This is a genomic window from Nonomuraea sp. NPDC050556, from assembly GCF_044457355.1.
Classification (GTDB): Bacteria; Actinomycetota; Actinomycetes; order Streptosporangiales; family Streptosporangiaceae; genus Nonomuraea.
On the sequence record NZ_JBITGU010000006.1, the window covers coordinates 207,750 to 232,407 of the forward strand.

Here is a 24,658-nt window from a genome sequence, read left to right on the forward strand (position 1 = left end):
AGGCCCCTTCTCGGGTGAGTCGGGGCCGTGTGGGTGGGTTAGTTGGCGCGGAGGTTCTTGCGGAGTTCGTGCGGGAGCGCGAACCGCATGCTCTCCTTCACCGACTCGACCTCCTGCACGTCGTCGAACCCGTGCTTCGCCAGCCGTGCCAGCACCTCGTCCACCAGCTCCTCAGGCACCGAAGCTCCGCTGGTCACCCCCACCGTGGTGACCCCTTCGAGCCACTCGTCGCGGATGTCGGCCGCGTAGTCGACCAGATAAGCCGCATCGGCCCCATGGTCCTTCGCCACCTCCACCAGCCGCTTGGAGTTCGACGAGTTCTCCGAGCCGACCACGATCACCAGCTGCGACTCCGCCGCGATCTCCTTCACCGCGACCTGCCGGTTCTGGGTGGCGTAGCAGATGTCGTCGCTCGGCGGGTCGAGCAGCGTCGGGAACCGGTCCTTGAGTCGCTTGACCGTTTCGATGGTCTCGTCCACCGACAGGGTGGTCTGCGAGAGCCACACCAGCTTGTCGGGGTCCTTCACCTGGATGCGGTCGACCGAGTCGAGGCCGTCCACGAGCTGGATGTGCTCGGGCGCCTCGCCGGCCGTACCCTCGACCTCTTCGTGGCCTTCATGACCGATGAGCAGGATGTCGTAGTCCTGGTTGGCGAAGCGCTTGGCCTCGTTGTGCACCTTGGTGACCAGCGGGCACGTCGCGTCGATCGTGCGCAGCTGCCGCTGGGCGGCCTCGTCGTGTACGGCGGGCGATACGCCGTGCGCCGAGAACACCACGATCTCGCCCTCGGGCACCTCCTCCGTCTCCTCGACGAAGATGGCTCCACGGGCCTCGAGCGTCTTGACGACGTGGGTGTTGTGGACGATCTGCTTGCGCACGTAGATGGGCGCGCCGTACTGCTCCAAAGCCTTCTCGACCGCCTCCACGGCGCGATCGACTCCGGCACAGTAGCCGCGCGGCTTGGCTACGAGTACTCGTCGGGCGGTGGGGGTCTTCGGCTCCATGCTTCATATGCTACGTGGAGCGGCAAAGCGGCCCGCTCGCGCATGGCACCGAGCGTTTGCCAGACTGGCCGTCCCGAACAGGACCTCCCAGGGAGTCGGCATGTCCCTCAGCGACGTGATACGCAGCATCGCTAAAACCATGACAGACAAGGACGAGCTCAAGGCGAAGGCCAAGGACCTTCCGCTGCTCGTGATCCAGACCACGCTCAGCGCGGCCGGGCAGGCTCTGCTGCTCGCCGACCGGGTGAAGAACTCCATCAAGGGGCTGGCCGGCAGGGACGAGGAGGAGACGACCGAGTCCAAGCCGTCGGCAGCGGAGCAGGTGGCCGCCGCCGAGCCGGAGGAGAAGCCCGCGCGCCGGGAGCCCGTCATCTTCGCGCCCAGGCCCTCGACCAGCGACGTCGAGTCGAACGGCGCAGCCAAGACGAAGCCGGAACCCGTCATCTTCGCCCCCAAGCCGGCCGCCGCCGAGCCGGTCACCCCTGAGCCGGTCGCCACTAAGCCGGTCAGCGATGAGCCCGTCGCCTCGGCCGAGCCGGTCGCCGCCCCCGAGCCGGTCACCGCCCCCGAGCCCGTCGCCGCCCCCGAGCCCGTGAGCGTCGAGGCCGTGGGCACCGTACCCGACAGCGCCGAGCCCGCCGCCAAGCCCAAGCCCAAGGCCGCCCCCAAGCCCAAGCCGAAGGCGGAAGCCAAGCCCAAGGCCGCGCCCAAGCCCAGGGCGACCAAGGCCGCCAAGCCCGTCGAAGTCGTCGAAGCCGGTTCCAACGGCCTGGTCGAGCCGCTCCCCGGCTACTCCGACCTCACCGTCGCCTCCCTGCGCGCCAGGCTGCGTGGCAAGTCCGCCGACCAGATCAACGAGCTCCTCGCCTACGAGCAGGCCACCCAGGCCCGCGAAGAAGTCATCAGGATGTACGAGAACCGCCTGGCCAAGCTGGCCGCCGAGTAAACGTCGGCCACGCCCCGTAGGCTGCCGCCATGAGCGCCAAGACCACGCCGGAAAACCCCCTGCCGGTCCGCACGGTCCTGCAGATGGTCGGTGGCTGGATCGCCAAGCTCGGCACGGTCTGGGTCGAGGGGCAGATCACCGACCTCAGCGCGCGCGGCGGCACCGTGTTCCTCACCCTGCGCGACCCCGTCGCCAACGTGTCCGCCAGGGTGACGGCGCCGCGCAACGTCTACGAGGCCACCGTGCCCCGCCCGGTCGACGGCGCCCGGGTCGTGGTGCACGTCAAGCCCGATTTCTGGGTCAACCGCGGCTCGTTCGCCCTGACCGCGCTGGAGATCCGTCCCGTCGGCGTGGGCGAGCTGCTGGCCAGGCTCGAACGGCTGCGCCAGGTGATGGCGTCGGAAGGGCTGTTCAACGCCGACAGGAAGCGCAGGCTGCCGTTCCTGCCTGGCACGATCGGGCTGGTCTGCGGGCGCGACTCGGCGGCCGAGCGCGACGTGCTGGAGAACGCCAGGCGCCGCTGGCCGGCCGTACGTTTCAAGGTCGAGGAGGTGGCCGTCCAGGGGCCGTACGCGGTCACCGAGGTCACCGAGGCCGTGCAGAAGCTCGACGCGGATCGCGAGGTCGACGTCATCGTCATCGCGCGCGGCGGTGGCTCGCTGGAGGATCTGCTGCCTTTCTCGGACGAGTCGCTGGTGCGGGCCGTGGCGGCGTGCCGTACTCCGGTGGTCAGCGCGATCGGGCACGAGCAGGACAGTCCGCTGCTCGACCTGGTCGCCGACGTACGCGCCTCGACGCCCACGGACGCGGCCAAGAAGGTCGTGCCCGACGTGGGCGAGCAGCTCACGCTGGTGCGGCAGCTGCGCGACCGGGGGCGGCGGGTGGTCGGTGGGTGGCTGGAGCGGGAGCTGTCGTGGCTGACCTCGGTACGCTCGCGGCCGTCGCTGGCGGATCCGGTCCGTGAGCTGGAACGGCGGGCCGAGCAGGTGGACGCGTTGCGCGACCGGACTCGGCGGTCGCTGGGGACCTCGATCGACCGGGCTGAGGACTCTTTGAGCCATTTGCGCGCCCAGTTGGTGGCGCTTTCTCCGGCGGCGACGTTGGAGCGGGGGTATGCGATCGTGCAGCGCCCTGAGGGCGAGGTGGTACGGCGAGCGGCCGACATCGCGCCGGGAGACTTGCTGACGATCCGCCTCACGGACGACCGTCTGACGGTGCGCACCGAGTCCCCCGACGACGCCGCACCGGCCAAGAAGGCACGCAAACCCAGCAAGCCACGCAAGAAGCCCGCGGACGAGGACGCCCTCCCCCTCCTCCCGGACCCCACCGAAGACCCCTGACCCTTCGTGTGGGACCGCTTCCAAAGGACCTCAGCCCCCTTGGTGCCCCCCGACACTGCGAAGCGGCCGTCTCTGAAGGACCTCAGCCTCTGGATGGGCCGAGGTCCCTATAAGCACGGGCACCCACTACGGAGGCTGGGCAAGACGCGAGCGGGGCTCAAGCCTGCACGGAGCGCGGCGTTACGGGTGGGGGGCGGTCCAGGTGAGGCCCGGGTAGCGGGAGGTGAAGCCGTAGGAGCGGTACAGGGGCTCGCCGTCCGAGGTGGCGTGGAGGTCGACCCTCGTGACGCCACGGGCCGCGTACCAGGACATCAGCGCGTCCAGGATGGCTCTGCCGTACCCCCTGCGGCGGTGGGGCGGGGCGGTGGTCATGCCCAGGATGTAGCCGAAGCGTCCGTCGGGCAGGCCGGGGCCGGGGAAGCGGTGGAAGACGAAGCCGATGCCGCACGCGGCCAGCGTGCCGTCGGGAGCGTCGATGACCAGCACGGCCACGTCGTCGTCGCCCAGCCTGGCGGTCAGTTCCGTGGCGTAGGCGTCCTGCCAGCCGTCCTCGGGAGGGTGCGTGTCGGCGGCCATCCGGGCGGCGAGGATCTCGCGGAGCCGTACCAGCTCGGGGATGTCGGCTATGGTCGCGTTGCGTATGGACACGGGCGCTCTCCTCGGCGGGCCAGGACGCGATTGTCGGTCCCTGACCCTAGGGTGGTGCGCGTGGCAGATGACAAGGCACCCTCATATGAGCAGGCCCGCGAGGAGCTGACCGAGGTGGTGCGTCGGCTGGAGACCGGCGGGCTCACGCTGGAGCAGTCGATCGAGCTGTGGGAGCGCGGGGAGAAGCTGGCTGCGATCTGCGAGGAGTGGCTGCAGGGGGCTCGGGTGAAGCTGGCCGCCGCGATGGCCCGCCGCTCGGACCCCACCGAACAGCCGGGCGCGGACACCCCGTTCTAGCCCGTCCACCACACTGTGGGTCCGCCTTCCGACCCACGCATGCAAGCGCCTGAAGGCCGCCATGCGGGCCCGCCCAGAGCGGCTCAAGGCCTCGAGTGGCTCAAGGCCTGGTGTGGCTTGGGCCTTGTGTGGCTTGGGCCTTGTGTGGCTTGGGCCTTGTGTGGCTTGGGCCTTGTGCGGGCGTGGGCCCCAGGCCGCCATTCCGGAGCGAGGCGGGCGGCATTGGCCCAGAGGCTTTGGACCGCCCGACGCGGAGCGCCTCTCGCGGGCTCAGGGCGGGCGTTACGGCGCAGGGGCGGGCGCTGCGGGGGCTCGGGGCTGGGCGGGTGCCGTGCGAGCCCGGTGCGCAGCCGCCGGGTGTGAAGCCGTACATCGTGGCGTGGCGTGAGGCCGCCCGACGTGGCGGGCGTGAGGCCGTGCAACGTCGCGACCGCGTGGCCGTACGACGGGGTCGGTGTGGCGGGCCGGTGGTGGGCCGTACGGCTGTGGGGTCAGGAGCGGTTGAGGACGACGACCGGGATGTGGCGGGTCGTCTTGGCCTGGTACTCGGCGAAACCCGGGGCGATCTCCACCATGCGGGCGTAAAGCTCGTCCCGCTCCGTCCCCTCCACCACAGCCGCCTTCACCTCGAACGTCTCGGTGCCGACCTCCGCCGTCGCCGTCGGGTGGGCGTTGAGGTTGTGGTACCAAGCCGGGTGGTGGTCGGCGCCACCGTTCGAGGCGATGATCACGTAGCGGTCGCCGTCCGGGAGGAACATGACCGGGCTCGTGGTGGGGTTGCCGCTCTTGGCGCCCGTGGTGGTGAGGAGCACGAGGTTCGCGCCCTCGAACATGCCGCCCACCTTGCCGCCGTTCGCGCGGAACTCTTCGATGACCTGTGCGTTGAAACCGTCTGCCATGACCTCTACTCCTTAACCGGAAAGCTCTCCGCTTATACTAAACGGAGGAACCTCCGTTTACAAGCAGGAGCGTATGCTCGTGGGTCGGGAGCCACCATGGGAGAACGCGAGCCGCTACCGCTGATCGGCCAGCGGCCGCCGGAGCGCGCCGACGCGGCGCGCAACCGGCAGAAGATCGTCGACGTGGCCGCACGCCTTCTGGCGACCTGCGGTCCTACGCGCCTGTCGCTGGACGAGGTGGCGCGCGAGGCCGGGGTGGGCGTGGGTACGGTGTACCGGCGGTTCGGCGATCGCGCCGGCCTGGCGTACGCGTTGCTCGACGAGCGGGAGCGGCGCTTCCAGGAGGCGTACATGACGGGCCCGCCGCCGATGGGGCCCGGCGCTCCGGCGGTGGATCGGATCACGGCGTTCCTGCACGCGATGGTCGACTACACGCTGGAGCTGCAGGACATCTTCCGGCTGCTGGAGGAGGGCAAGCCGAAGAGCCGCTTCAACGGGCCTTACCGGGTGCGGCGCACGCATCTGGCGGTGCTGGTGGCGCAGGTACGGCCGGGTGGGGACGCGCATTTCCTGGCCGATGCGCTGCTGGCTCCGTTGACGGCGAGCCTGCTCGACTTCCAGCTCAACGAGATGGGCATGACGACCGACGCGGTGAAAGCAGGCCTGACCGACCTGGTCACCGCGCTGGCCATCCGCTGACAGGCCACCGCACCCAGAACGCAGATGGAGAGGCGAAGAAGGGGTCGGGCTGAGGACCTCAGGGGTTAAGGGCCCCGGGGGGCGGTCTGGGTCAGGCGGTTTCGCGAGGGGGCAGCCAGCGGTAGTCGTGCCCGCCGTCCTCGCTCAGCCACGCGTTGACGCTCCCCAACCCCCGCTCGTTGAGCTGCCCGTCGTGAATACCGAAGGCGCGCGAAGCCTTCACCGCCTTGAGGAAGTCGATCGCCTCGTGCAGCTTCAACCACCCACCCTGCATGGGCACGCACAGCGTCTCCACCGGCACGGGAGGCACGAAGACCGAGTCCCCCGGGTGGTAAAGGGCGTCCTCCACCAGGTAACCGAGGTTCGCGCACGACGGCTGCTCCTCGTAGATGAACGCGTGCTCCCCGCCGAAGGCACGGACACGGAACCCACCGGCGGTGAACTCCTCCCCCACGGAAACAGCCGTGAAGGGGAAGTCCGGCAGGTCAGCCCCGGCAGGCGCGTAGACAGGCACCCCGGAAACCCGCGTCACGTCGACGTGGTCGGCGTGCTCGTGCGTCACCAGGACGGCGTCGGCCCCGTCCCAAGCCTCGGGCTCCGTCCACGCACCAGGATCGATGACCAGGACGCGGCCCTCATGCTCGATCCGCACACACGCATGGGTATATTTCGTGATCCTCACGTGGACAAGCAAACCAGATTGCCCTCGGAGTCGTGGAACGCCGCCATCCGCACCTCCGCCCCCGGCGTACCGAAGGTGCCGTCGTCGGTGAAGATCAGGTGCGGCTCCTCCACGAAGACCACGCCGAGCGCCTTGAGCCGCGCCACCTCCCCCTCCAGGTCGTCTGCCGCGAGATAGAGCAGCGCGGACGGCGCGCTCTTCTCCAGCATCAGCCGAACCCCGCCAAGGTCGAAGAAGACCAACCCCGGCGGATCAAAGGTCGCGATGTGCCGAAGTTTCAGGACATCGCGGTAGAACGCGGTTGCCCTCGTGAGATCGTCCGCGTGCTGTGCCACCTGCCTCAGGCTCATGGCACGACTGTAGGAGTCAGCTCGTCGGCTTGGACAGTTCCTTCAACGACGAGGCCAGCGTGGCCAGCTCCGGCCAGTCGGCCGTACCCGTGACGATCAACGTCACCCCCGGCAGCGTACGCACCAGAGTCCGCTGGTTCTTGTCCTCGCGGAACCGCTTCTCCCACGGCTGCCCGTCGATCTGCTGCGTACCGATCACCTTGTCGCTGTTGGCGATCCGGCTCGCGAACCCGGCCGCGGGCTGCTCTGCGCTCTGCACGAACATCGCGTGCTCGCGAGACGCCGTGGCGTACCCGAGGTAGAGCGTCGGAGAGCCGTCGGCGCCCTTGACGATCCGGTTGCTGTTCGGGATCCAGCCGCTCGGATCCTGCGCAGGCTCCCAGATCTTGTACGTGACGTCCCTGTTGAAGTTGGCGACCGTGATCGTGTACTCGCGCCTGGGGATGTGTTCTTCCCTGCTCTGCGGCGTGACCAGCAGGAAGAGCACCGCCGCGACCACGCAGACGCCGAGCGCCACCGCGTAGCCGTAGAAACCTTGAGTGAACCGTCGCACGTTTGGCGAGGTTACCCGCTCACCTGGCCGCCCTGCGCAGCGACCGGCTGGATCTGGCCGATGATGGCGAGCACGTCCTCGGCCAGCTGGCGGTCGCCGGACAGCACGACCTCCGACACGGCGGCGGCGAGGGCGCCGGTCACGACCACGACGAGCGCGCCCTCCTCCTCGAACAGCGCCGCGTTGCGCTTGGCCCACGTGCGCAGCCGATCGCGCATGACGACCTCGAACCCGGGCGGCCCGTCGCCGCGCAGGAACAGCGCCGCCAGCTCGCGCTCCTCCAGGCAACCGTCGAGGTAGGCGCGGGCGGCGCTGATGAACACCTTCATCGGATCGCTCTCGCCCGAGGCGCGCGACTCGCGGGCGGCCAGCTTGGTGCGCTGCCACTGCCTCGACTGGAACTCCTCGAACAGCGTGAGGTAGAGGTCGGCTTTGCCGGAGAAGTGGTGGTAGAGGCTCCCGACGCTTGCCTCGGCCCTCGACACGACGTCCGTGACACCGGCCTCGGCGAAACCCTTGGAGACGAAGACCTCGCGAGCTGCGGTCAGGAGAGCGGTACGCGTCGCCGCGCCCCGCACTGTCACCGGCTGTTCCACATCGCTGCTCATGGTGGGCACATTATCCTCCGCTGGCCGGGGAGAAGGGGACAACTACCATCGAGACAGTTGTCCACGAGGAGGCCTCACCATCATGTCCGATCAGACGTCTGTCCCCGCCGAACTCGCCACGGGCGAACACGCCCCTGATCGCAACCTCGCCATGGAGCTCGTTCGCGTGACGGAAGCCGCAGCGATGGCCGCCGCCCGATGGGTGGGCAGGGGCGACAAGAACGGCGCCGACGGCGCGGCCGTGAACGCCATGCGGCAGTTGATCAACACGGTGTCCATGAACGGCGTGGTGGTGATCGGGGAGGGCGAGAAGGACCACGCGCCCATGCTGTTCAACGGCGAACGCGTCGGGGACGGCAGCGGTCCGGAGTGCGACGTGGCCGTGGACCCGATCGACGGGACCCGGTTGACCGCGCTGGGCATGCCTGACGCGGTGTCGGTGATCGCGGTGAGCGAGCGCGGGTCGATGTACGACCCGTCGGCCGTCTTTTACATGGAGAAGCTGGTGACCGGGCCGGAGGCGGCCGACGTGGTCGACATCAACGCGCCCGTGGCGGCCAACATCGCGGCGGTGGCGAAGGCCAAGGGGTCGTCCGCGTCCGACGTGACCGTGGTCATCCTGGACCGGCCGCGCCACGAGCAGCTGGTCAAGGAGGTCAGGGAGACGGGGGCGCGGATCAAGTTCATCACCGACGGCGACGTGGCCGGCGCGATCATGGCGGCGCGCGCGGGGACCGGCATCGACCTGATGCTCGGGATCGGCGGCACGCCGGAGGGCATCGTCGCGGCGTGCGCGCTCAAGTGCATGGGCGGGGTGATCCAGGGCAAGCTGTGGCCGCAGGACGACGCGGAGCGGCGGCGGGCGTTGGAGGCCGGGCACGATCTGGACCGGGTGTTGCACACCAACGATCTGGTCACGTCGGACGACGTGTTCTTCGCGGCTACGGGGATCACGCAGGGGGAGCTCATGCAGGGGGTGCGGTTCCGGGGCGGGGTGGCGGTGACGCACTCGCTGGTGATGCGGGGGCGGTCGGGGACGATCCGGAAGGTGGAGAGCGAGCATCAGTTGTGGAAGCTTCGTGCTTATAGCGCGATCAACTTCGACACTGCGGGGTGAGTTGGCTGAGGGACCTCTCCCCGTAAGGGGCTGAGGTCCCTCAGGGTCAACCGCTCTGTGGGGTGGCTGGGGTCCTTTGAGAAGAAGGGCCTGTTAGGGGGTCCCTGAGAAGAAGAGCCCTCACGGGGCTGGGGTCCTTTAGAAGGCAGGGCCTAAAAGGCTTGGGTACGGCGGGGCCGGGGGATGGCCTGGGTGGGGGCGGGGCTGGGGGCTGTCCAGGGGCACGGTCGGCCGGTGGGCGTGGCTGGGCGCCGTTACGGCCGGGGCGTCAGGGCGGGTCAGCGGCGGCGTTTGCGCCGGGGAGGCTCCTTGACCTTGATCTCGCCGATCAGGTTCGAGGTGTGGACCTCGATGACCGGGGCGTCAGGCGCGGTGAGCTGCTTGGTCAGGCGGATCGTCTTGTCCTTCGAGACCCGGATCACCTCCAACCCCTCAGGCACCCAGATCTCCAACCCCCCGAACACGATCGTCGCGTTGATGATGATCCGCCGGTTCTGCAGGATCGCGTCCCGAAGGTCCAGCTTGGTGGTTCCGAACATCGCCGTCACCCCGAGCTCGGCGGGCACCACCCACCGCCCCCCGCGCTGCTGCTGCTTGAAGATGGCCGACACCGGCCGGTCGTCCAGCTGCAGAGGCTGCTGGTCGGCGGGAAGCAGGTCGGCCGTCAGGGAGGCGAGCTCCCCCAGCGTCCGGGCACCGTACACGACCCCCAGGCGCTCCTCCAGCTCGACGATGCTGATGCGGCCGTCGGCGTGGGCGTCCTGGAGCACCTGCGCGATGCGCTCGCGGTCGTCGTCGGAGGCCCGCAACTCGTGCGGCTGCGGCTGGTCGCCGCTCCTGGGTCGGCGGGCCGACTGCCACTCCTCGGCCAGCCGTTCACCGACTTCTGCCAGCCGAGGGAGCCATGACTCCGGACGTTCCTTCACACCTCCGACGATATCCGGTGTATCTGCAGAAAGCCCGGACTAACCACGGAGGCTTGCGAACTGCTCGTCCGTAAGGGCGATCCGCGTGGCGGCCATGTTCTCCTCGAGGTGGGAGAGGGACGTGGTGCCGGGGATGGGAACCATGACGGGCGAGCGGCGCAGCAGCCAGGCGAGCGCGACCTGCGCTGGCGTGGCGTCGAGCTCCTTGGCGAGCACCGCGAGCGGCCCGTCCTGCGCGGCATGGTCGCCGGTGGCGATGGGGAAGAACGGGAAGAACTCGATGCCGTGCCGGTCGGCGTAATCGACGACGTCCTCGTGCTGGCGGTCGCGCAGGTTGTAGAGGTTCTGCACGGCGGCGATCGGCGCCACCGTGGCCGCCTCTTCAAGCTGCGCCACGCTCACCTCGGACAGGCCGATGCGGCCGATCTTGCCTTCGTCCTGGAGCTGCTTCAAAGCGCCCACCTGCTCGACCAGCGGCACGTTGGGGTCCACCCGGTGCAGGAAGAACAGGTCGATCCGGTCGAGGCGGAGGCGGCGCAGGCTGACCTCGGCCTGCTGACGCAAATACTCGGGACGGCCGAGCGGCACCCATTCCGCCGCGCTGGGCCTGGTCACTCCGGCCTTGGTGGCGATCACCAGATCGTCCCGATAGGGGTGCAACGCCTCGGCGATCAGCTCCTCGTTCAGCCCGAGCGAGTAGGCGTCGGACGTGTCGATCACCTGCACGCCCAGCTCCACCGCGCGCCGCAGGACGGCGATCGCGTTGTCACGGTCAGCCGGTCCCGCCCAGATGTCGGCGTCCGCCAGTCGCATGGCGCCGAACCCGATCCTGTTGAAGTACGTCATGGTGAACCCTCAAGTGGATGGGCCCAGGCTTTGTTCCTGATGGAACAGAAGCCGACAAGTGACCGTTGTCACAGGCATGCATCGGGTGGGGCTTGCGGCGGTCGGCGTCGGGATCGTGGTGGTCATCGGGCTGGACTTCGCCTCCCTGGACACGGTCAACCCGCTGCACAGGACCATCAGCGAGCACGGTCTGGGCGCCTACGGCTGGGTCTTCGGGCTCGGCGTGGCCGTCCTCGCGGCCGGTTCTGCGGCGATCGGCGTGACGCTGGCCCGCACCCGGCTCGCCGGGGCGGTGGGGACGATCGCGATGATGGTGTGGAGCGTCGGGCTGTTCATGGCCGCCACCTTCCCCAAGGCCAACTGGGCCGTGGGCCCGAGCATGAGCGGCTACGTCCACAGGACCGCCAGCGTCGTGGCCTTCCTCGCGCTGCCGCTGGCCGCGCTCGTCATCGCCAGGCCGTGGCGGCACAAGGAGGGCAGGCGCCCAGCGCTGGCCGCCTTCTGTCTGGGCCTCGGGTCGCTGGCGTGGGTGGCGGGCATCGCCGCCGTGATCTTCCTGGCCGACCGGCCGTGGTGGCAGGTCATGCCGCTGGGCCTGGTGGAGCGCGGGCTGGCGGTCACGGAGATCGCAGCGCTGATCGCCCTGGGAGCGCTGGCCGGTCAGGGGCGGAGAGTGGCGATCAGGTCGTCGATGTAGCCGCGGAAGACGGCGGCCATGTCGACCTGCTCGGGGTCGATGAGCCACTGGGTCTGCAGGCCGTCCATCATCGCGATCAGCCGGTCGGCGTGCGCCTCGGCGTCCAGGTCGGTACGGAACTCCCCCGCCTCGGCGCCCCTGCGCAGCGCGCCCGCCACCTCCGAGCGCAGCCGCCGGTACCGCTCCTTGGCCCAGGTGTGGCCGGGATGGTCGGCGGTGACCGCCTCGCCGCTGATCACCGAGAAGAGCTGGACCAGGCCGGGGATGCGCGCGTTGTGCTCCACCACGTCGGCCAGCGACCGCAGCATGGCGATCCCGTGCTGGTCGCCGTAGTTGAAGCGCTCCAGATCGAGCTGGTCGCGGTAGTCGAGCACCGCGATGAGCAACCGCTCCTTGCTCCTGAAGTGGTGGAGTACCCCGGCCTGGGAGAGCTCGGCCCGCTCCGCGATGCGCGCGAGCGACGTGCCGCGGTAGCCGTTCTCCGCGAACTCCTGGATCGCGATGGCCAGAATGCGCTCGCGCCGCGCGTCGCCGGACGCGTATCCCCGCCGTTTCACGCACGTCACCCTAACAGGTAACACAATGACAACAAACCTACCAAGCACTCAGTGCGACAGCTTAGAGTCCGTGCCCATGAACCGTCCCCGATGGGCACTCGCCTACGGCCTCGGACTGCTGCTCGCCGGGGCCGTCAGCGGGCTCCTCATCCTCACCCCCTTCACCCGGAGCTTCGACGCCGCCTGGCGCGAGGCGATGCTCGCCACCCGCAACGACGCCCTCACCGCCGTCTCGCACGCGCTCAACCTGGCGGGCGGACCGGCCAGCCTGGTCATCACGCTGGCGCTGCTCGCCTGGTGGCTCGCGACGGGACGCCGCTGGGGAGCGTTGTTCCTGTTCGCCACGGTGCTCGCCACGACCGTGCTCACCCAGGGCGTCAAGCACCTGGTGCTGCGCCCGCGGCCGGCCGACCCGATGGTCACCGTCGACACCGGCTCGTTCCCCTCCGGCCACGTCGTCACCACGGTCGCGCTCTGCCTCGTCGTCGTCGCGGTGATGGTCTCGACGCGCCTGCGCGCCGGGCTCGTCACCACGGCGGTGGTGACGCTGCTGATGATCTGGGACAGGACCTACGTCAGCGCCCACTGGTTCAGCGACACGATCGGCGGCGCGCTCCTGGGTGGTGGCACTACGTTGGTGTTGTGGTGGGGCTTCGCTCCGCTCCTGGAAAAGGACAACCTCCGGCGTCTGGCGAAACAGCAAGTAAAGCCACTAACCTGACGACCCCTCATGTTTTTCTTTCCTCTTCGAGGAGGTCGCCATGCCGACCCCGCGTGACCGCCAGGCGCGTATGGCCACGTTCGTGGTCTATGCCGTGCAGGGCCTCTCCTTCGCCACGCTGCTCACCCAGGTGGCGGCGCTGCAGACCAAGCACCACCTCGACGAGGGAACGCTGACGCTGATCCTGCTGGTCGTGCCGGTCATCGCCGGGGTCGGCAGCGTGGGCGCCGGATCGCTGTCCGCGCGGCACGGCAGCCGCTGGCTGCTCCGGTTCGCGCAGCCGCTCGTGGCGCTGGCCGTGGTGGCAGCCGGGTTCGCGCCGAACCTGCCGCTGTTCGTCGCGGCTGTGGCGGTGTTCGGCCTGGGCGTCGGCGGGGTCGACGCCGGGATGAACATGCAGGGCGTGGCGGTGGAGCGGCGCTACCAGACGCCGGTGCTGAACGGTTTCCACGCGTTGTGGAGCGTCGCCAGCCTCCTGGGCGCGCTGTGGATGTCGTTCGCCGGCGACCGGATCGACGTGGAGATCCGGATGGCCGTCCCGATGCTGCTGGCCGTCGCCGGGTCGCTCTACGCGGCGCCGAAGCTCTACTCCATCGCCGAGGAGCAGGTCGAGTCGGCGGAGACGGCCGTCAAGAAGCGCTTCCCGTGGGGCCCGATCATCCCGCTCTGCCTGGCGATGGGCTTCCTGTACGTCGGGGACGCGGCGGTCTCCAACTTCAGCACCGTCTACATGAAGGACATCCTGCTCGCCAACGCCTCGGTCATCCCGCTCGCCTACGCCGCCTACCAGGCGACCACGCTGGTCGTGCGCCTCGCCGGCGACGTCGCGGTCAGGAGGTACGGCCCGGCCGCCATCGTGCGCATCGGCGGCGCGATCGCGACGCTCGGCTTCCTCGGCGTGGTGCTGGCCCAGACACAGCCGCTGGCCATCATCGCCTTCGGCCTGACCGGCGTCGGCCTGTCGGTGGTCGCGCCGCAGTCGTTCTCGGCCGCCGGGCGCCTGGACCCGGAGGGCACGGGCATCGCGATCGCCCGGGTCAACCTGTTCAACTACGTGGGCTTCATCGTGGGCGCGGCGGCCGTCGGCTTCCTCGCCGACAGCTTCGACATGCGCATCGCCTTCGCCGCGCCCCTGGTGCTGGCCGCGGGCATCATCGTGCTCGCCCGCGGCTTCCAGCCGTCCGCCAAGGTCTACACGTAGGGCTTCTGCTCCTTCTTCGCCTCGACGTACGCCTCGTAATGCTCGGAACCCTCGGCCACCGGCACGTCCCACCAGGCGCCGGAGCCGGGGGCGTCGCCGCCGGGCTCCGTCTCCACGTAGACGACCGTGGTGCGGGTCGCCTCGCGCGCCTTCACCAGCGCCGCGCGCAGCGAGTCGCGGTCGGCGCAGCGCAGCACGTCGGCGCCGAGCGACGCGGCGTTGGCCGCCAGGTCGATCGGCAGGTGCGCGCCGTCGAGCTCCCCTGTGGTGCTGCGCATGCGGTAGGCCGTACCCAGCCTGGCAGCGCCCACGGACTCGGACAGGTTGCCGATCGAGGCGAAGCCGTGGTTGTTGACCAGCACGATGACCAGCTTCACGCCCTCCTGGACCGAGGTCGCGATCTCCTGGGCGAGCATCAGGTAGGAACCATCGCCGACCAGGACGAAGACCTCGCGTTCAGGTGCGGCCAGCTTCACGCCGAGCCCGCCCGCGATCTCGTAGCCCATGCAGGAGTAGCCGTACTCGACGTGGTAGCCCTTGGGGTCGCGCGCCTTCCACAGCCTGTGGAGATCGCCGGGCATCGACCCGGCCGCGTTGACCACGACGTCGGTGGGCGCCATGGCCGCCTGCACGTCCTCCAGCACGGCTTCCTGGGTGAGCGACGGGCCCGCCCGATGGTTCCACCACACAGGTGACGAAGAAGACCACTCGCGAGGAGCGCGCCAGCCAGGCAGGTCGAGGGCGCGCAGCGCCTCCCGCGCGTCGGCCACCAGCATCAGCCCTGCGTGCTTGGCCGCGTCGAAGGCCGCCACGTTGATGTTGACGAACCGCGCCTTGCCGAACAGCGTCCGCGAGGCGGTGGTGAAGTCGCTGTAGCGGGTCCCGATCCCGATGACCAGGTCCGCCTCCCTGGCCAGCGCGTTGGCCGCCGACGTCCCCGTGTGCCCGATCGCGCCCACGCACAGCGGGTCGTCGTACGGCAGAGCCCCCTTGCCCGCCTGCGTCTCGGCGACCGGGATGCCGTAGGTCGCCGCGAAGTCCCGCAGGTCGTCCCACGCCTCGCTGTAGATCACCCCGCCACCGGCCACGATCAGCGGCCGCTCGGAAGCCCTGATGGCCTCGATGACCCTGGCCAGCGCCGCCCGCTCGGGCGCCGGACGCGCCACGTGCCAGACCCGGCGATCGAACAGCTCCTCCGGCCAGTCGAAAGCCTCGGCCTGCACGTCCTGCGGCAGCGCCAGCGTGACCGCGCCCGTCTCCGCCGGATCGGTCAGCACCCGCATCGCCGCCAGCAGAGCGGACGGCAGCTGCTCGGGCCGGTTGATCCGGTCGAAGAACCGCGACACCGGGCGGAACGCGTCGTTGACCGACACGTCGTAGGAACGCGGGTCCTCCAGCTCCTGCAGGACCGGGTTCGCCACCCGCGTCGCGAACACGTCGCCGGGCAGCAGCAGCACCGGGATCCTGTTGATCGTGGCGAGCGCCGCCCCGGTGACCATGTTCGTCGCGCCCGGCCCGATCGAGGTCGTGCACGCGAACGTGGACAGGCGGTTGCGCATGCGCGCGAACCCGACGGCCGTGTGCACCATCGCCTGCTCGTTGCGCGCCAGATAGTACGGCAGGGCCGACGACAGCCCCGCGCCCTGCGCCGCCAGCGCCTGCCCGATCCCGGCCACGTTGCCGTGGCCGAAGATGCCGAAGCACCCCTCAAACAGCTTGTGCTCCACGCCGTCGCGCTCGGAGTACTGCACCCCGAGGAACTTCACCAGCGCCTGGGCGACCGTCATCCTCATGAGGCACCTCCGAAGGGAACGCGCGGATCGAGCGGCTGCCCCTCCCACGACGCGCGGATCCACGCGTGCCGCGGATCGTCGCAGAACGCCATCGACCGCTCCTCGGCCGGGCCGGCGAGCACGTTGAGGTAGTACAGGTCGTAGCCGGGAGCGGCCATCGACGGGCCGTGGTAGCCGCGCGGCACCAGGACCACGTCGCCGGACGCGACCTCGGCGAGCACGTCGTGCCCGCCGTACACGCGCTGGTAGCCGGGGCCGCCCTCGAAGTAGTAGATCTCTTCCAGCTCGGCCTCGTGCTCTGAGGCGGTGTCGTGCTTGTGCGGCGGGTAGGACGACCAGTTGCCACCTGGCGTGAGCACCTCGACGGCGACGAGCTTGTCGCATTCGAAGGTGTCGGGGGCGCAGAAGTTGTTGACCTGCCTGCTGGCCTGGCCTGCGCCGCGGATCTCCACGGGCACGGCCGAGGCCGGGCCGTACCTGACCGGGAACCTGTTCCTGGCCATCGCGGACGGCAGCGCGAAGCGCCCTTCGCCGGTGATCCGCACGTGGGCGGAGACGGGCAGGTAGGCGAAGTCCGTGACCTCGGCGAAGACGGACTTGCGCCCGGCCAGCTCGATGCGCACGCCGTCCGCCTCCACGACGCAGCCCCCGCAGAGGGGAAGCACCAGCATCTCCTCGGTGCCCGTGTCGAACTCCACGCTCTCGCCCGAGAGCTGCAGCACGCGCAGGCCGCTGTAGGTCCATCCGGCGGAGATCGGGGTGATCTCCAGCGCCCACGGCGAGCGGGCCGTGGTTCCTGCGGCGATGAAGCTCACGAGGCCTCCAGCATGGAAACGGCGGTGTCGACGGCCGAGGCGACGTCGTCGTCCGGCGGGTAGAGCAGCGCCCGGCCGACCACGAGCCCACGCACGCCGGGCAGCCTCAGCGCCTTGCGCCAGGAGGCGTAGGCCATGTCGGGCGTGTCGCCGGGGTCGCCGCCGAGCAGCAGCGTCGGCAGGGTGGTGGCGCGCATGACGCGCTCCATGTCCTCCACGACGGGGATCTTCAGCCAGGTGCGCGCCGAGGTGGTGCCCAGCGCCTGGCCGACGTTGATGGCGTGGATCACGCCCTCCGGCGACAGGTCGTGCCCCCGCTTGGAGGACCAGAAGGGCTCGACCATCGCCACCAGCCCGTTGCCCGCCAGCTCGGACACGGCCTTGCTGCACGCTTCGAGCGTGGCGGCCGTGCCCATGTCGTCGCGGGCCACGCGGCAGAGCATCTTGCCGCCGTCGAGGCGCATCCTGACGATCGTCGAGGTGTCGTAGGCGGTGAACCGGTCGTCGAACTCGAAGACCGCGCCCTGGATGCCCCCGCGGTTCATCGAGCCGATGACGACCTTGTCGTGCAGCGCGCCGAGCAGCAGGAGGTCCTCGACAATGTCCGGGGTGGCGAGCAGCCCGTCCACGCCCGGCCTGGCCAGGGCCACCCGCAGCCGGTCGAGCAGCTCGAATCTGCTGCCCATGGCCAGCGCGCGCGAGCCGACGCCGAGCGAGCCGCGCGCCGGATGGTCGGCCGCGATGATCATGAGCTGGCCGCGCTCGCCGAGCAGCGGGCGGCGCCGCCGTACGGCTGCCGCCTCCACGATGCGCTCGGGGAACCTGGCCCTGATCTCCTGCAGGTCGTCGTAGTCAGCCAACGTCCAGCACCCCCTCGACCTCAGCTGCGGTGGGCATGGCCGGCGCGCAGGCCAGCCGTCCCGCGACGATCGAACCTGCCGCGTTGGCGAACCTCAGCACCCGCTCCAGCGGCCACCCGGCGAGCAGCCCGTGGCAGAGCGCCCCGCCGAACGCGTCGCCGGCGCCCAGCCCGTTGACCACCTCGACCGGCACCGGCGGCACGGATACCGTCTCGTCCCTGGTCATACCCAGGACGCCGGCGCCGCCCTGCTTGACGACCGCGAGCTCGACGCCCGCGTCGAGCAGCGCCTGCCCTGCCTTGTACGGCTCGCGCAGCCCGGTCGCCACCTCGACCTCGTCGAGGTTGCCCACCGCGACGGTGACGTGCGGCAGCGCCTTGCGCACCTGCTCGCGGGCGGCGTCGGCCGAGTCCCAGAACATCGGGCGGTAGTCCAGGTCGAGCACGGTGAACCCGCGCTTGGCCCGCGCCTCCCAGGCGTGGAAGTGCGCTCCGCGCGAGGGCTCCTGCGACAGCCCGGTGACCGTGGCCCAGAAGAGCTTGGCCTCTCTGACAGCCGAAATATCCAGCTCCTCCGGATTGATCACCAGATCGGGGGCCTTGGGGAAGCGGTAGAAGAACAGCGGGAAGTCCTCCGGTGGCCGGATCTCGCAGAACGTCACCGGTGTGGGCAACCCCTCCACGGCGGTGACGAACGCATCATCAACCCCGTATTCCCGCAACGCGTCGTGGATGAACTCCCCGAAGGGGTCCTTCCCCGTTCTGGTGATCACGGCGGCGGCCCGCCCGAGCTTCGAGGCGGCCACCGCCACGTTGGTCGGGCTGCCGCCCAGGTACTTGCCGAACGTCTCGACCTCGCGCAGCGACACCCCCACCTGCAGCGGATAGATGTCCACGCCCACCCGTCCCATGGTCAGGACGTCTGTCATGCGAGGGTCTCCAGGTAGGCGAGGCTGTGCCGTACGTTCTCCATCGGGTCGTCCTCCGCGTCGGACAGGACCACGTCCTGCTCCATGACATACCACCCCGTGTACCCGTCCTTGTCGAGGCGGGACACGATCCCGGCCACGTCCACGTCGCCCTGGCCGAGTGGCTGGTAGATGCCCTGCGCGACGGCCTCGGTGTAGGTGAGCTCGCCCGCCCGCACCCGCTCGGCCAGCGGCAGCGACACGTCCTTGAGGTGCACGTGCGCCACCCGGCCCGGGTCGACGTCGAGCGGGTCGGTGCCGCCGATGAGCAGGTGTCCCGTGTCGAGGCAGAGGGCGACCCCGCTGCCGTCGAGCACCCTGGTGACCTCCGCGCGGTTCTCGACCATGGTGCCGACGTGCGGGTGGAGGGTGACCATGCGGTCGAGGTCCATGGCCCGGTCGAGGTTGCGCAGCAGCGTCTCCCAGCCGCGCGCGTCCAGGTCGGGCCGCGCGTCGTAGCCGTCCATGCCGGTGGCGGCGGCCAGCACCAGCACCTCGACGCCGGGCTGCGCCAGCAGCGAGGGGATCGGGTCGAAGGACGGGTCGTGCAGGACCACGGGCACGAAGGCGCCGATCCCCCGCAGGCCGTGCTCCTCGAGAACCTCAGCCGTCAGAAAGCCGTCGGGCCCCAGCTCCGTCGCCCGCAGCCCCAGTTCCCGCATCTCGGCGGCCACCCTGGCGGGTGGGAGCTGGTAGCCCCAGCCGGGCACCTCGCACACACCCCACGAGATCGGGGCTCCCGCGATCCTCATCTGCGCACCTCCGCGACCCGCACCGGCCGTCCTTCCGCGCGGGACAGCTCGGCCGCCTCCGCGATGTACAGGGCTTCGAGCGCGTCGTCGACCGAGCACAACGTGCTGTCGGCGCGCAGGAAGCCGTCGATCTCCGCCTCGTAGGCGACCCTGAACCTGGCCACGAAGTCGGGCCACGGGTCGCCGGGCGGCTGGAACCCCTCGGTGCTGGTCAGCGGCGACCACGGGCTCAGCCCCACGGCCTGGGTCCGCTTCGTACCCGCCAGCTCCATGCGCACGTCGTAACCACCGCCGTTGTAACGCGAGCCCTGCACCGTTACTAACGTCCCGTCGTCCAGCGTGAGCAGCGCCACGCTGGTGTCCACGTCGCCCGCCTCGGCGAAGAACGCCTCGCCCCGGTTGGCGCCGGTGGCGTAGACGGTGTCCACCTCGTGGCCGGTGACCCAGCGCAGGATGTCGAAGTCGTGGATGTGGCAGTCGCGGTAGATGCCGCCGGACTTCGGGATGTACTCGGCGGGCGGCGGTTTCGGGTCGGCGGTGATCATGTGGATCCGGTGCAGCGCGCCCAGCTCGCCGGCGCGGCAGGCGGTGGCCGCGGCGACGTAGCCGGGGTCGAAGCGCCGCTGGAAGCCGATCTGCACGAAGGCGCCCCGCGCCGCCTTCAGCACCTCGATCGTCTCCTCGACGCTGCCCGCGACGGGCTTCTCGCAGAAGACCTTGAGTCCTCGCTCGATCGCGCGGGTCAGCAGCTCCGCATGGGTGTCCGTGGGCGTGGCGATCACTAAGGCGTCGGCCTCGAACGGGTCTCCCGGTCTCCCATGCGGCGAGCTGCGCACGGGGTCGGACACGATCAACTCGTCGACCAGCGGGTGCGCGGCCAGGGTTTCGGCGTGGAATGCGCCGATCCTGCCCAGGCCCAGCAGACCAACACGCATGGCGCCTCCAAGGGGTTCGGTTTTCCTTTCTAAGCGAGACCTTCCCCCGCAGTCAATGATTTGTCCTGACATTCTGACTTAGAGCCCCCAACAGAAGGACCTCCCCCACAAAAAACTCTCCTCTCACAAGGGAAAGGAGCAGAGATGGGAGGGTCGCCCCTCCCGGAGGGTTGTGAGCTCTATCGGCGCGACGACGTCAGGGAGCGGAGCGCCGCTATGGCTTCCGCCGTCTTGTGGACCGGCAGCCTGGCGAATCCCACGACGATCGCCGGAGGTCCTGGGGTGAAGCGCATCGGCCCGACCGGCTCGGCAGCCAGCCCGAGGCTCTGCGCCGCCAGCGCCAGCCCGTGCTCGTCCCAGTCCGGCGGCAGCTCCAGGTACACGTGCAGCCCCGCCTCGATGCCGTGCACGCGGACCTCGGGCAGGTGCTCGGCCAGCACCTTGACCAGCGCGTCGCGCCTGCGCCTGTACTCCCTGCGCGCCTTGCGCAGGTGGCGGTCGTAGGCGCCCGTGCGCAGGAAGTGGGCCAGCGCGTACTGGTCGATGACGGGCGAGCCGAGGTCGAGCTCGCCTCTTGCCTGCCGTACGCCATGGGCCAGGTCGGCCGGGGCGGCGACCCAGCCGATGCGCAGGCCGGGGGCCATCGACTTGCTGATGCTGCCCGACAGCACCACCCGGTCGGGCGCGAGCCCCTGAAGACAGCCGACCGGGTCGCGGTCGAAGCGGAACTCGGCGTCGTAGTCGTCCTCCAGGATCAGCCCGCCCCAGGCCATCAGCTCGGCCCTGCGTCCCGGCGACAGCACCACGCCCGTGGGGTACTGGTGCGCCGGGGTGACGAGCACGGCGTCCGCGCCGCTCGCGCGCAGCGCACCGACGTCGATGCCCTGCTCGTCGGCGCGCACGGGGACGATCTCGGCCCCTGCGCGGCGCAGCAGCGGGATCTGGCGGTTGCTCGTCGGGTCCTCGACGGCCAGCCGGATCCCGCCGAGCACGTGCAGCGTCAGGCTCAGCCCCTGGGCGACGCCGCCGACGATCATGAGGTTCTCCGGATGCACGTCGGCCGCCCTGACCCGCCTGAGGTATCCGGCCAGCTCCTCGCGCAGCTCGGGAACGCCACCAGGGTCGCCGTAGTCGAGGGCGTCCGAGGGCACGTGCGCCAGGACGTGGCGCAGCGAGGCGAGCCAGCGCTCGCGCGGGAAACTGCTCAGATCTGGCGAGGTGGCCCGATGTCCGTAGAAGGGCGTGCAGACGGGTGGCGGCTGGGGTGGCGCCGGGGGCTCCTCGCGCGAGCCGGCCGGGGCGACGACGGTGCCCACGCCGACCCGCGACAGCAGGAACCCCTCCGCGACGAGCTGCTCGTAGGCCTCGACCACGACTCCGCGCGAGACCTGCAGATCAGCGGCGAGGTCGCGAGTGGCGGGCAACCGCACTCCTGCTTCCAGCCGCCCCTGCCTGATGGACTCGCGCAGCTCGCAGGCGATCTGCGCCGCGATCCCACCCTCTTCGCGATTTATCGAGATATGCAGGTCAGCCAATTGGTCCACACTTTCGCCGCCCGATTGGACCCTCCCACCGAGCCATTAGCCTCATAACATCCTGACACATGACAAACGGAGTGATCAGAGCGGCGACCGCGATGTTCCTGGTCGGGACGCTCGCGGGGGTCTCCGGCCTCATCAAGGACTATCCGGTGTACGGCGGGCAGGCCGTTCGCTACCTGGTCGCGGCCGTCATCCTCATGGCGGTGATACGGGGGCGGTCCGTCCGGCTGACCGCCCGCGAATGGCTCTATCTGATCGGCCTCGTCGTTCTCGGCCTGGTCGTCTTCAACGTGGCCGTCGTCGAGGCGACCCGCGCCTCGGGCCCCGCACTGGTCGGCACCGTGCTCGGCACCGTCCCGCTGGCGCTCGCGCTGCTCGGCGGGAGGCCCTCGCGCCGCCTGCTGGCCGGGTCCGTGGTGGTGGTCGCGGGCGCGACCATCGCCACCGGGCTCGGCAGCGGGAACCTGACCGGCCTGCTGTGGTCGCTGGCGGCGTTCGTCGGCGAGGTGAGCTTCTCGATGCTGGCCATCCCGCTGCTGCCGAAGCTGGGCGCGGTCCGGCTGTCGGCGTACTCGACGGCGCTGGCCGTCCCCATGCTGGCCGCCGTCGGGCTGGTCGCCGAGGGCGGTTCCATGCTGCGCGTGCCCACGACCGCCGAGGCGCTCGGCTACGCCTACCAGGCGGTCGTGGTCACCGTCGTCGCGTTCTTCCTGTGGTACTCGGCGCTGCCCAAGCTCGGTCCCGGCACGGCCGGGCTGTTCGCCGGGCTGATCCCGGTGGGCGCGATCATCACCGGGCTCGTGCTGGGCGTCGCCGTACCGGCTGGGGCCGACCTGGTCGGGGCCGGGCTGGTGGTCGCCGGGATCGTGGTCGGGCTCAGCGCACGACGAAGCCGCGGTAGATCACCCGCCGCCGTCGCAGTACCGGCCACTCCTGCGTCCTGATGCCCCTGAGCACCAGGACCACCGTCGGCACGGTCAGCGCCAGGCCGACCACCGCGGCCATGATGAGTGCGAAGATCATGATGAGCTCCAATCTAGTTGAACTTTTAACTAGATTGGAGTGACGGTTATTTCCCCGGCTGCAGCAGGCCCGTCTCGTAGGCGGCGATGACGGCCTGGACCCGGTCGCGCAGCCCCAGCTTGCTGAGCACGCTGCTCACGTGGGTCTTGACCGTGTGCTCGCTGACGATCATCTCGGCGGCGATCTCCGCGTTCGACATGCCCCGACCGAGCAGCACCATCGTCTCCCGCTCGCGCTCGGTCAGCACGTCCAGGCTCCGGTGCACCGGGCCAGGCCTGACCTGCTTGCGCACCATGTCGTCGATCAGCCGCCTGGTCACCGCCGGAGCCAGCAGCGAGTCGCCGGCCGCCACGACCCGCACCGCGTGCACGAGGTCGTCGCGGCGCACGTCCTTGAGCAGGAAGCCGCTGGCCCCGGCGTTGAGCGCGTCGTAGACGTAGTCGTCCTGGTCGAAGGTGGTGAGCATGATCACCCGGGTCGGCGTCTCCGCGCAGACCAGCCTGGCCGCCTCGATGCCGTCCATGCGCGGCATGCGGATGTCGAGGAGCAGCACGTCGGGCGCGTGCTCGCGGACCTTGTCCACGGCCTCCTGGCCGTCGCCGACCTCGGCGACCACGTCGATGTCCGGCTGCGCGTCGAGGATCATCGCGAAGCCGCTGCGCACGAGCTCCTGGTCGTCGGCCACCACTACCTTGATGCTCATGCGGGCAACCGTACGGAGACCCGGAAACCACGGCCACCCGGGGCCTGGCCGAACGTGGCGGTGCCGCCGCAGGCCGCCGCGCGCTCGCGGATGCCGATCAGCCCGTGACCGCCGCCGCTGAGGTTGGCCGAGGTCCCGTTGCCGTCGTCGGTGACGGTGATCGTCAACGCGTTGTCCTTCCAGTCGAGCCGCACCTCGACCTCGCCCGCTCCCGCGTGCTTGACTGTGTTGGTGAGCGATTCCTGAACGATCCGGTAGGCGGCCAGCTCGATGTCCTGGCCGATGGGGACGGGCTCGCCGGTGACGACGAGCGTGGCGCCGTCGACCCGCGCGACCAGCTCGGGGAGCCGGTCGAGGGTCGGCTGCGGATCGCGGACGCCCTCCTCCTCCTTGAGCAACCCGAGCATCCTGCGCAGCTGACCCATGGCGTCGCGCCCCGCGGCCGCGATGGCGTCGAACGCCGCCTCGGCCCGCTCGGGCTTCGTCCGTACGGCCAGCGGCCCGGCCTCCGCCTGGACCACCATGACGCTGACCGCATGGGCCAGGATGTCGTGCATCTCGCGCGCGATCCTGGTGCGCTCCCGCTCGGTCGCCTCCTGCTGGCGCATGACCAGCCGCTCCCTGTGCATCGCCGCCGCCCTGCCGATGGCGTACGCGCCGGCCCAGCTCACCAGCCCGCGCACCAGGGTGTCGAACGAGCCGGAGCCGATGACCGAGCCGACCACGGTCAGCACGATCACGCCCATGCGGATCCTGAACGGTGACCGCTCGGCGATCGTGTAGGTCGCGATGAGGAAGGCGTACCAGTTGGGCTGGCTCGGCATGCCGCGGCCGAGCCAGTCGTAGGACGACATCCCGAGCAGGATCACCAGGAAGCTGATCAGCGGGAAGCGCCGCCTGGCCAGGATCGGCAGCGTGGCCACGAGGATGGGCAGATACTGCAGCGGCGTCCAGGTGCCGGCGCGCTCGTCGGAGACGTACGGCGCCGACTGCGCGACGAGCGCGCCGATGGTCAGCGCGAGGTCGATGACGAGCGGCGGCAGCCGTTTCAGGTCATCGACGATCCGCCGCAAGAGGGGGAAATCCGACACAGCGCCCAAAGGTATCTCCCCCGCGCGGGGGAGCCGCACAACCGCCCGCGTCGGCGATGTGCCTGAGGTCGGATTTTTCGAGACTTA

At 70.1% G+C, this 24,658-nt stretch carries 29 protein-coding genes; 9 read left to right on the top strand and 20 right to left on the bottom strand.

Going from position 1 to position 24,658, the window contains the following annotated elements; genetic code table 11:
• Window positions 1-38: 38 nt before the first annotated feature.
• The gene (locus ACIBG8_RS47730; protein ID WP_397349963.1) at window positions 39-1,004 is read right to left on the bottom strand and encodes a 4-hydroxy-3-methylbut-2-enyl diphosphate reductase; all 966 of its coding nucleotides are present in this window, start codon (window positions 1,002-1,004) and stop codon (window positions 39-41) included.
• Window positions 1,005-1,143: 139 nt separating this feature from the next.
• Here ACIBG8_RS47730 and ACIBG8_RS47735 point away from each other — a divergent pair, with 139 nt between their 5' ends.
• On the top strand, window positions 1,144-1,950 hold the full coding sequence (locus tag ACIBG8_RS47735) for a hypothetical protein (protein WP_397349964.1): 807 nt from the start codon (window positions 1,144-1,146) through the stop codon (window positions 1,948-1,950).
• Between the two features lie 29 nt (window positions 1,951-1,979).
• Window positions 1,980-3,290 carry an exodeoxyribonuclease VII large subunit gene (xseA, locus tag ACIBG8_RS47740; RefSeq protein WP_397349965.1) on the top strand — a complete coding sequence of 437 codons (1,311 nt, stop codon included), beginning with the start codon at window positions 1,980-1,982 and terminating at the stop codon, window positions 3,288-3,290.
• Window positions 3,291-3,470: 180 nt separating this feature from the next.
• Here xseA and ACIBG8_RS47745 read toward each other — a convergent pair whose 3' ends face one another.
• Window positions 3,471-3,938, bottom strand: a complete 468-nt coding sequence (locus tag ACIBG8_RS47745; RefSeq protein WP_397349966.1) for a GNAT family N-acetyltransferase — start codon at window positions 3,936-3,938, stop codon at window positions 3,471-3,473.
• A 60-nt stretch (window positions 3,939-3,998) separates the two neighbouring features.
• On the opposite strand from ACIBG8_RS47745, the gene ACIBG8_RS47750 reads away from it, so the two are divergent.
• Window positions 3,999-4,235, top strand: a complete 237-nt coding sequence (locus tag ACIBG8_RS47750) for an exodeoxyribonuclease VII small subunit (protein ID WP_397349967.1) — start codon at window positions 3,999-4,001, stop codon at window positions 4,233-4,235.
• A gap of 491 nt (window positions 4,236-4,726) precedes the next feature.
• Here ACIBG8_RS47750 and ACIBG8_RS47755 read toward each other — a convergent pair whose 3' ends face one another.
• Complete coding sequence (locus tag ACIBG8_RS47755; RefSeq protein ID WP_397349968.1) at window positions 4,727-5,134, bottom strand: nitroreductase family deazaflavin-dependent oxidoreductase; 408 nt, start codon at window positions 5,132-5,134, stop codon at window positions 4,727-4,729.
• A gap of 96 nt (window positions 5,135-5,230) precedes the next feature.
• Here ACIBG8_RS47755 and ACIBG8_RS47760 point away from each other — a divergent pair, with 96 nt between their 5' ends.
• The gene (locus tag ACIBG8_RS47760; protein WP_397349969.1) at window positions 5,231-5,833 is read left to right on the top strand and encodes a TetR/AcrR family transcriptional regulator; all 603 of its coding nucleotides are present in this window, start codon (window positions 5,231-5,233) and stop codon (window positions 5,831-5,833) included.
• A gap of 91 nt (window positions 5,834-5,924) precedes the next feature.
• Here ACIBG8_RS47760 and ACIBG8_RS47765 read toward each other — a convergent pair whose 3' ends face one another.
• Genes ACIBG8_RS47765 through ACIBG8_RS47780 form a run of 4 tightly spaced genes read right to left on the bottom strand, consistent with a single transcriptional unit; the run spans window position 5,925 to window position 8,026 of the window.
• Window positions 5,925-6,515 carry an MBL fold metallo-hydrolase gene (locus ACIBG8_RS47765; protein WP_397349971.1) on the bottom strand — a complete coding sequence of 197 codons (591 nt, stop codon included), beginning with the start codon at window positions 6,513-6,515 and terminating at the stop codon, window positions 5,925-5,927.
• The gene (locus ACIBG8_RS47770) at window positions 6,512-6,865 is read right to left on the bottom strand and encodes a VOC family protein (RefSeq protein WP_397349972.1); all 354 of its coding nucleotides are present in this window, start codon (window positions 6,863-6,865) and stop codon (window positions 6,512-6,514) included. The genes ACIBG8_RS47765 and ACIBG8_RS47770 overlap by 4 nt, the downstream gene beginning before the upstream one ends.
• Window positions 6,866-6,881: 16 nt before the next feature.
• Window positions 6,882-7,418, bottom strand: coding sequence for a DUF4245 domain-containing protein (locus tag ACIBG8_RS47775; RefSeq protein WP_397349973.1), 537 nt, complete (start codon window positions 7,416-7,418; stop codon window positions 6,882-6,884).
• Window positions 7,419-7,429: 11 nt separating this feature from the next.
• Window positions 7,430-8,026: a TetR/AcrR family transcriptional regulator gene (locus ACIBG8_RS47780; protein ID WP_397349974.1), complete on the bottom strand. Its 597-nt coding sequence runs from the start codon at window positions 8,024-8,026 to the stop codon at window positions 7,430-7,432.
• Window positions 8,027-8,108: 82 nt separating this feature from the next.
• Here ACIBG8_RS47780 and glpX point away from each other — a divergent pair, with 82 nt between their 5' ends.
• On the top strand, window positions 8,109-9,143 hold the full coding sequence (glpX, locus tag ACIBG8_RS47785; RefSeq protein WP_397349975.1) for a class II fructose-bisphosphatase: 1,035 nt from the start codon (window positions 8,109-8,111) through the stop codon (window positions 9,141-9,143).
• 278 nt (window positions 9,144-9,421) lie between these two features.
• Here the strand turns inward: glpX and ACIBG8_RS47790 are convergent, their stop codons facing one another.
• Entirely contained in the window at window positions 9,422-10,069 is a 648-nt protein-coding gene (locus ACIBG8_RS47790) for a DUF1707 domain-containing protein (RefSeq protein ID WP_397349976.1), read from the bottom strand.
• A gap of 39 nt (window positions 10,070-10,108) precedes the next feature.
• The gene (locus ACIBG8_RS47795) at window positions 10,109-10,915 is read right to left on the bottom strand and encodes an aldo/keto reductase (protein ID WP_397349977.1); all 807 of its coding nucleotides are present in this window, start codon (window positions 10,913-10,915) and stop codon (window positions 10,109-10,111) included.
• 58 nt (window positions 10,916-10,973) lie between these two features.
• Between ACIBG8_RS47795 and ACIBG8_RS47800 the strand changes: the two genes are divergently transcribed.
• Window positions 10,974-11,612, top strand: coding sequence for a DUF998 domain-containing protein (locus ACIBG8_RS47800; protein WP_397349978.1), 639 nt, complete (start codon window positions 10,974-10,976; stop codon window positions 11,610-11,612).
• Here the strand turns inward: ACIBG8_RS47800 and ACIBG8_RS47805 are convergent.
• On the bottom strand, window positions 11,576-12,169 hold the full coding sequence (locus ACIBG8_RS47805) for a TetR/AcrR family transcriptional regulator (protein WP_397349979.1): 594 nt from the start codon (window positions 12,167-12,169) through the stop codon (window positions 11,576-11,578). The two genes, ACIBG8_RS47800 and ACIBG8_RS47805, sit on opposite strands and share 37 nt — an antisense overlap.
• 76 nt (window positions 12,170-12,245) lie before the next feature.
• Between ACIBG8_RS47805 and ACIBG8_RS47810 the strand changes: the two genes are divergently transcribed.
• Complete coding sequence (locus ACIBG8_RS47810) at window positions 12,246-12,890, top strand: phosphatase PAP2 family protein (RefSeq protein WP_397349980.1); 645 nt, start codon at window positions 12,246-12,248, stop codon at window positions 12,888-12,890.
• 40 nt (window positions 12,891-12,930) lie between these two features.
• The gene (locus ACIBG8_RS47815) at window positions 12,931-14,091 is read left to right on the top strand and encodes an MFS transporter (RefSeq protein ID WP_397349981.1); all 1,161 of its coding nucleotides are present in this window, start codon (window positions 12,931-12,933) and stop codon (window positions 14,089-14,091) included.
• Here ACIBG8_RS47815 and iolD read toward each other — a convergent pair.
• From iolD to ACIBG8_RS47850, 7 genes are all read right to left on the bottom strand, one after another.
• Window positions 14,082-15,884, bottom strand: a complete 1,803-nt coding sequence (gene iolD / locus ACIBG8_RS47820) for a 3D-(3,5/4)-trihydroxycyclohexane-1,2-dione acylhydrolase (decyclizing) (RefSeq protein ID WP_397349982.1) — start codon at window positions 15,882-15,884, stop codon at window positions 14,082-14,084. The genes ACIBG8_RS47815 and iolD overlap by 10 nt on opposite strands.
• The gene (gene iolB / locus ACIBG8_RS47825; protein ID WP_397349983.1) at window positions 15,881-16,699 is read right to left on the bottom strand and encodes a 5-deoxy-glucuronate isomerase; all 819 of its coding nucleotides are present in this window, start codon (window positions 16,697-16,699) and stop codon (window positions 15,881-15,883) included. The genes iolD and iolB overlap by 4 nt, the downstream gene beginning before the upstream one ends.
• On the bottom strand, window positions 16,696-17,559 hold the full coding sequence (locus ACIBG8_RS47830; RefSeq protein ID WP_397349984.1) for a deoxyribose-phosphate aldolase: 864 nt from the start codon (window positions 17,557-17,559) through the stop codon (window positions 16,696-16,698). The genes iolB and ACIBG8_RS47830 overlap by 4 nt, the downstream gene beginning before the upstream one ends.
• The gene (iolC, locus tag ACIBG8_RS47835; protein WP_397349985.1) at window positions 17,552-18,487 is read right to left on the bottom strand and encodes a 5-dehydro-2-deoxygluconokinase; all 936 of its coding nucleotides are present in this window, start codon (window positions 18,485-18,487) and stop codon (window positions 17,552-17,554) included. The genes ACIBG8_RS47830 and iolC overlap by 8 nt, the downstream gene beginning before the upstream one ends.
• Window positions 18,484-19,278: a sugar phosphate isomerase/epimerase family protein gene (locus ACIBG8_RS47840; RefSeq protein ID WP_397349986.1), complete on the bottom strand. Its 795-nt coding sequence runs from the start codon at window positions 19,276-19,278 to the stop codon at window positions 18,484-18,486. The genes iolC and ACIBG8_RS47840 overlap by 4 nt, the downstream gene beginning before the upstream one ends.
• Window positions 19,275-20,213, bottom strand: coding sequence for a Gfo/Idh/MocA family oxidoreductase (locus ACIBG8_RS47845; RefSeq protein WP_397349987.1), 939 nt, complete (start codon window positions 20,211-20,213; stop codon window positions 19,275-19,277). The genes ACIBG8_RS47840 and ACIBG8_RS47845 overlap by 4 nt, the downstream gene beginning before the upstream one ends.
• Before the next feature lie 179 nt (window positions 20,214-20,392).
• Complete coding sequence (locus ACIBG8_RS47850) at window positions 20,393-21,757, bottom strand: PLP-dependent aminotransferase family protein (RefSeq protein WP_397349988.1); 1,365 nt, start codon at window positions 21,755-21,757, stop codon at window positions 20,393-20,395.
• A gap of 59 nt (window positions 21,758-21,816) precedes the next feature.
• Between ACIBG8_RS47850 and ACIBG8_RS47855 the strand changes: the two genes are divergently transcribed.
• On the top strand, window positions 21,817-22,698 hold the full coding sequence (locus ACIBG8_RS47855; protein WP_397349989.1) for a DMT family transporter: 882 nt from the start codon (window positions 21,817-21,819) through the stop codon (window positions 22,696-22,698).
• Here the strand turns inward: ACIBG8_RS47855 and ACIBG8_RS47860 are convergent.
• From ACIBG8_RS47860 to ACIBG8_RS47870, 3 genes are read right to left on the bottom strand one after another with little or no spacing between them, the layout of a single operon-like run.
• Window positions 22,631-22,777, bottom strand: a complete 147-nt coding sequence (locus tag ACIBG8_RS47860; RefSeq protein WP_397349990.1) for a hypothetical protein — start codon at window positions 22,775-22,777, stop codon at window positions 22,631-22,633. The genes ACIBG8_RS47855 and ACIBG8_RS47860 overlap by 68 nt on opposite strands.
• Window positions 22,778-22,823: 46 nt before the next feature.
• Window positions 22,824-23,480 (bottom strand): response regulator, encoded by a 657-nt coding sequence (locus tag ACIBG8_RS47865; RefSeq protein WP_397349991.1) that lies wholly within the window; start codon window positions 23,478-23,480, stop codon window positions 22,824-22,826.
• On the bottom strand, window positions 23,477-24,571 hold the full coding sequence (locus ACIBG8_RS47870; protein ID WP_397349992.1) for a sensor histidine kinase: 1,095 nt from the start codon (window positions 24,569-24,571) through the stop codon (window positions 23,477-23,479). Before ACIBG8_RS47870 ends, ACIBG8_RS47865 begins: the two co-directional genes overlap by 4 nt.
• Window positions 24,572-24,658 lie beyond the last annotated feature (87 nt).

Excerpts from the sequence above, each read along its gene's own strand:
- ACIBG8_RS47730 (WP_397349963.1), bottom strand. The coding sequence starts at position 1,004 with ATGGAGCCGAAGACCCCCACCGCCCGACGAGTACTCGTAGCCAAGCCG.
- ACIBG8_RS47735 (WP_397349964.1), top strand. The coding sequence starts at position 1,144 with ATGACAGACAAGGACGAGCTCAAGGCGAAGGCCAAGGACCTTCCGCTG.
- xseA (WP_397349965.1), top strand. The coding sequence starts at position 1,980 with ATGAGCGCCAAGACCACGCCGGAAAACCCCCTGCCGGTCCGCACGGTC.
- ACIBG8_RS47755 (WP_397349968.1), bottom strand. The coding sequence starts at position 5,134 with ATGGCAGACGGTTTCAACGCACAGGTCATCGAAGAGTTCCGCGCGAAC.
- ACIBG8_RS47760 (WP_397349969.1), top strand. The coding sequence starts at position 5,231 with ATGGGAGAACGCGAGCCGCTACCGCTGATCGGCCAGCGGCCGCCGGAG.
- ACIBG8_RS47770 (WP_397349972.1), bottom strand. The coding sequence starts at position 6,865 with ATGAGCCTGAGGCAGGTGGCACAGCACGCGGACGATCTCACGAGGGCA.
- ACIBG8_RS47780 (WP_397349974.1), bottom strand. The coding sequence starts at position 8,026 with ATGAGCAGCGATGTGGAACAGCCGGTGACAGTGCGGGGCGCGGCGACG.
- glpX (WP_397349975.1), top strand. The coding sequence starts at position 8,109 with ATGTCCGATCAGACGTCTGTCCCCGCCGAACTCGCCACGGGCGAACAC.
- ACIBG8_RS47795 (WP_397349977.1), bottom strand. The coding sequence starts at position 10,915 with ATGACGTACTTCAACAGGATCGGGTTCGGCGCCATGCGACTGGCGGAC.
- ACIBG8_RS47810 (WP_397349980.1), top strand. The coding sequence starts at position 12,246 with ATGAACCGTCCCCGATGGGCACTCGCCTACGGCCTCGGACTGCTGCTC.
- ACIBG8_RS47815 (WP_397349981.1), top strand. The coding sequence starts at position 12,931 with ATGCCGACCCCGCGTGACCGCCAGGCGCGTATGGCCACGTTCGTGGTC.
- iolD (WP_397349982.1), bottom strand. The coding sequence starts at position 15,884 with ATGAGGATGACGGTCGCCCAGGCGCTGGTGAAGTTCCTCGGGGTGCAG.
- iolC (WP_397349985.1), bottom strand. The coding sequence starts at position 18,487 with ATGACAGACGTCCTGACCATGGGACGGGTGGGCGTGGACATCTATCCG.
- ACIBG8_RS47840 (WP_397349986.1), bottom strand. The coding sequence starts at position 19,278 with ATGAGGATCGCGGGAGCCCCGATCTCGTGGGGTGTGTGCGAGGTGCCC.
- ACIBG8_RS47845 (WP_397349987.1), bottom strand. The coding sequence starts at position 20,213 with ATGCGTGTTGGTCTGCTGGGCCTGGGCAGGATCGGCGCATTCCACGCC.
- ACIBG8_RS47855 (WP_397349989.1), top strand. The coding sequence starts at position 21,817 with ATGACAAACGGAGTGATCAGAGCGGCGACCGCGATGTTCCTGGTCGGG.
- ACIBG8_RS47860 (WP_397349990.1), bottom strand. The coding sequence starts at position 22,777 with ATGATCTTCGCACTCATCATGGCCGCGGTGGTCGGCCTGGCGCTGACC.
- ACIBG8_RS47865 (WP_397349991.1), bottom strand. The coding sequence starts at position 23,480 with ATGAGCATCAAGGTAGTGGTGGCCGACGACCAGGAGCTCGTGCGCAGC.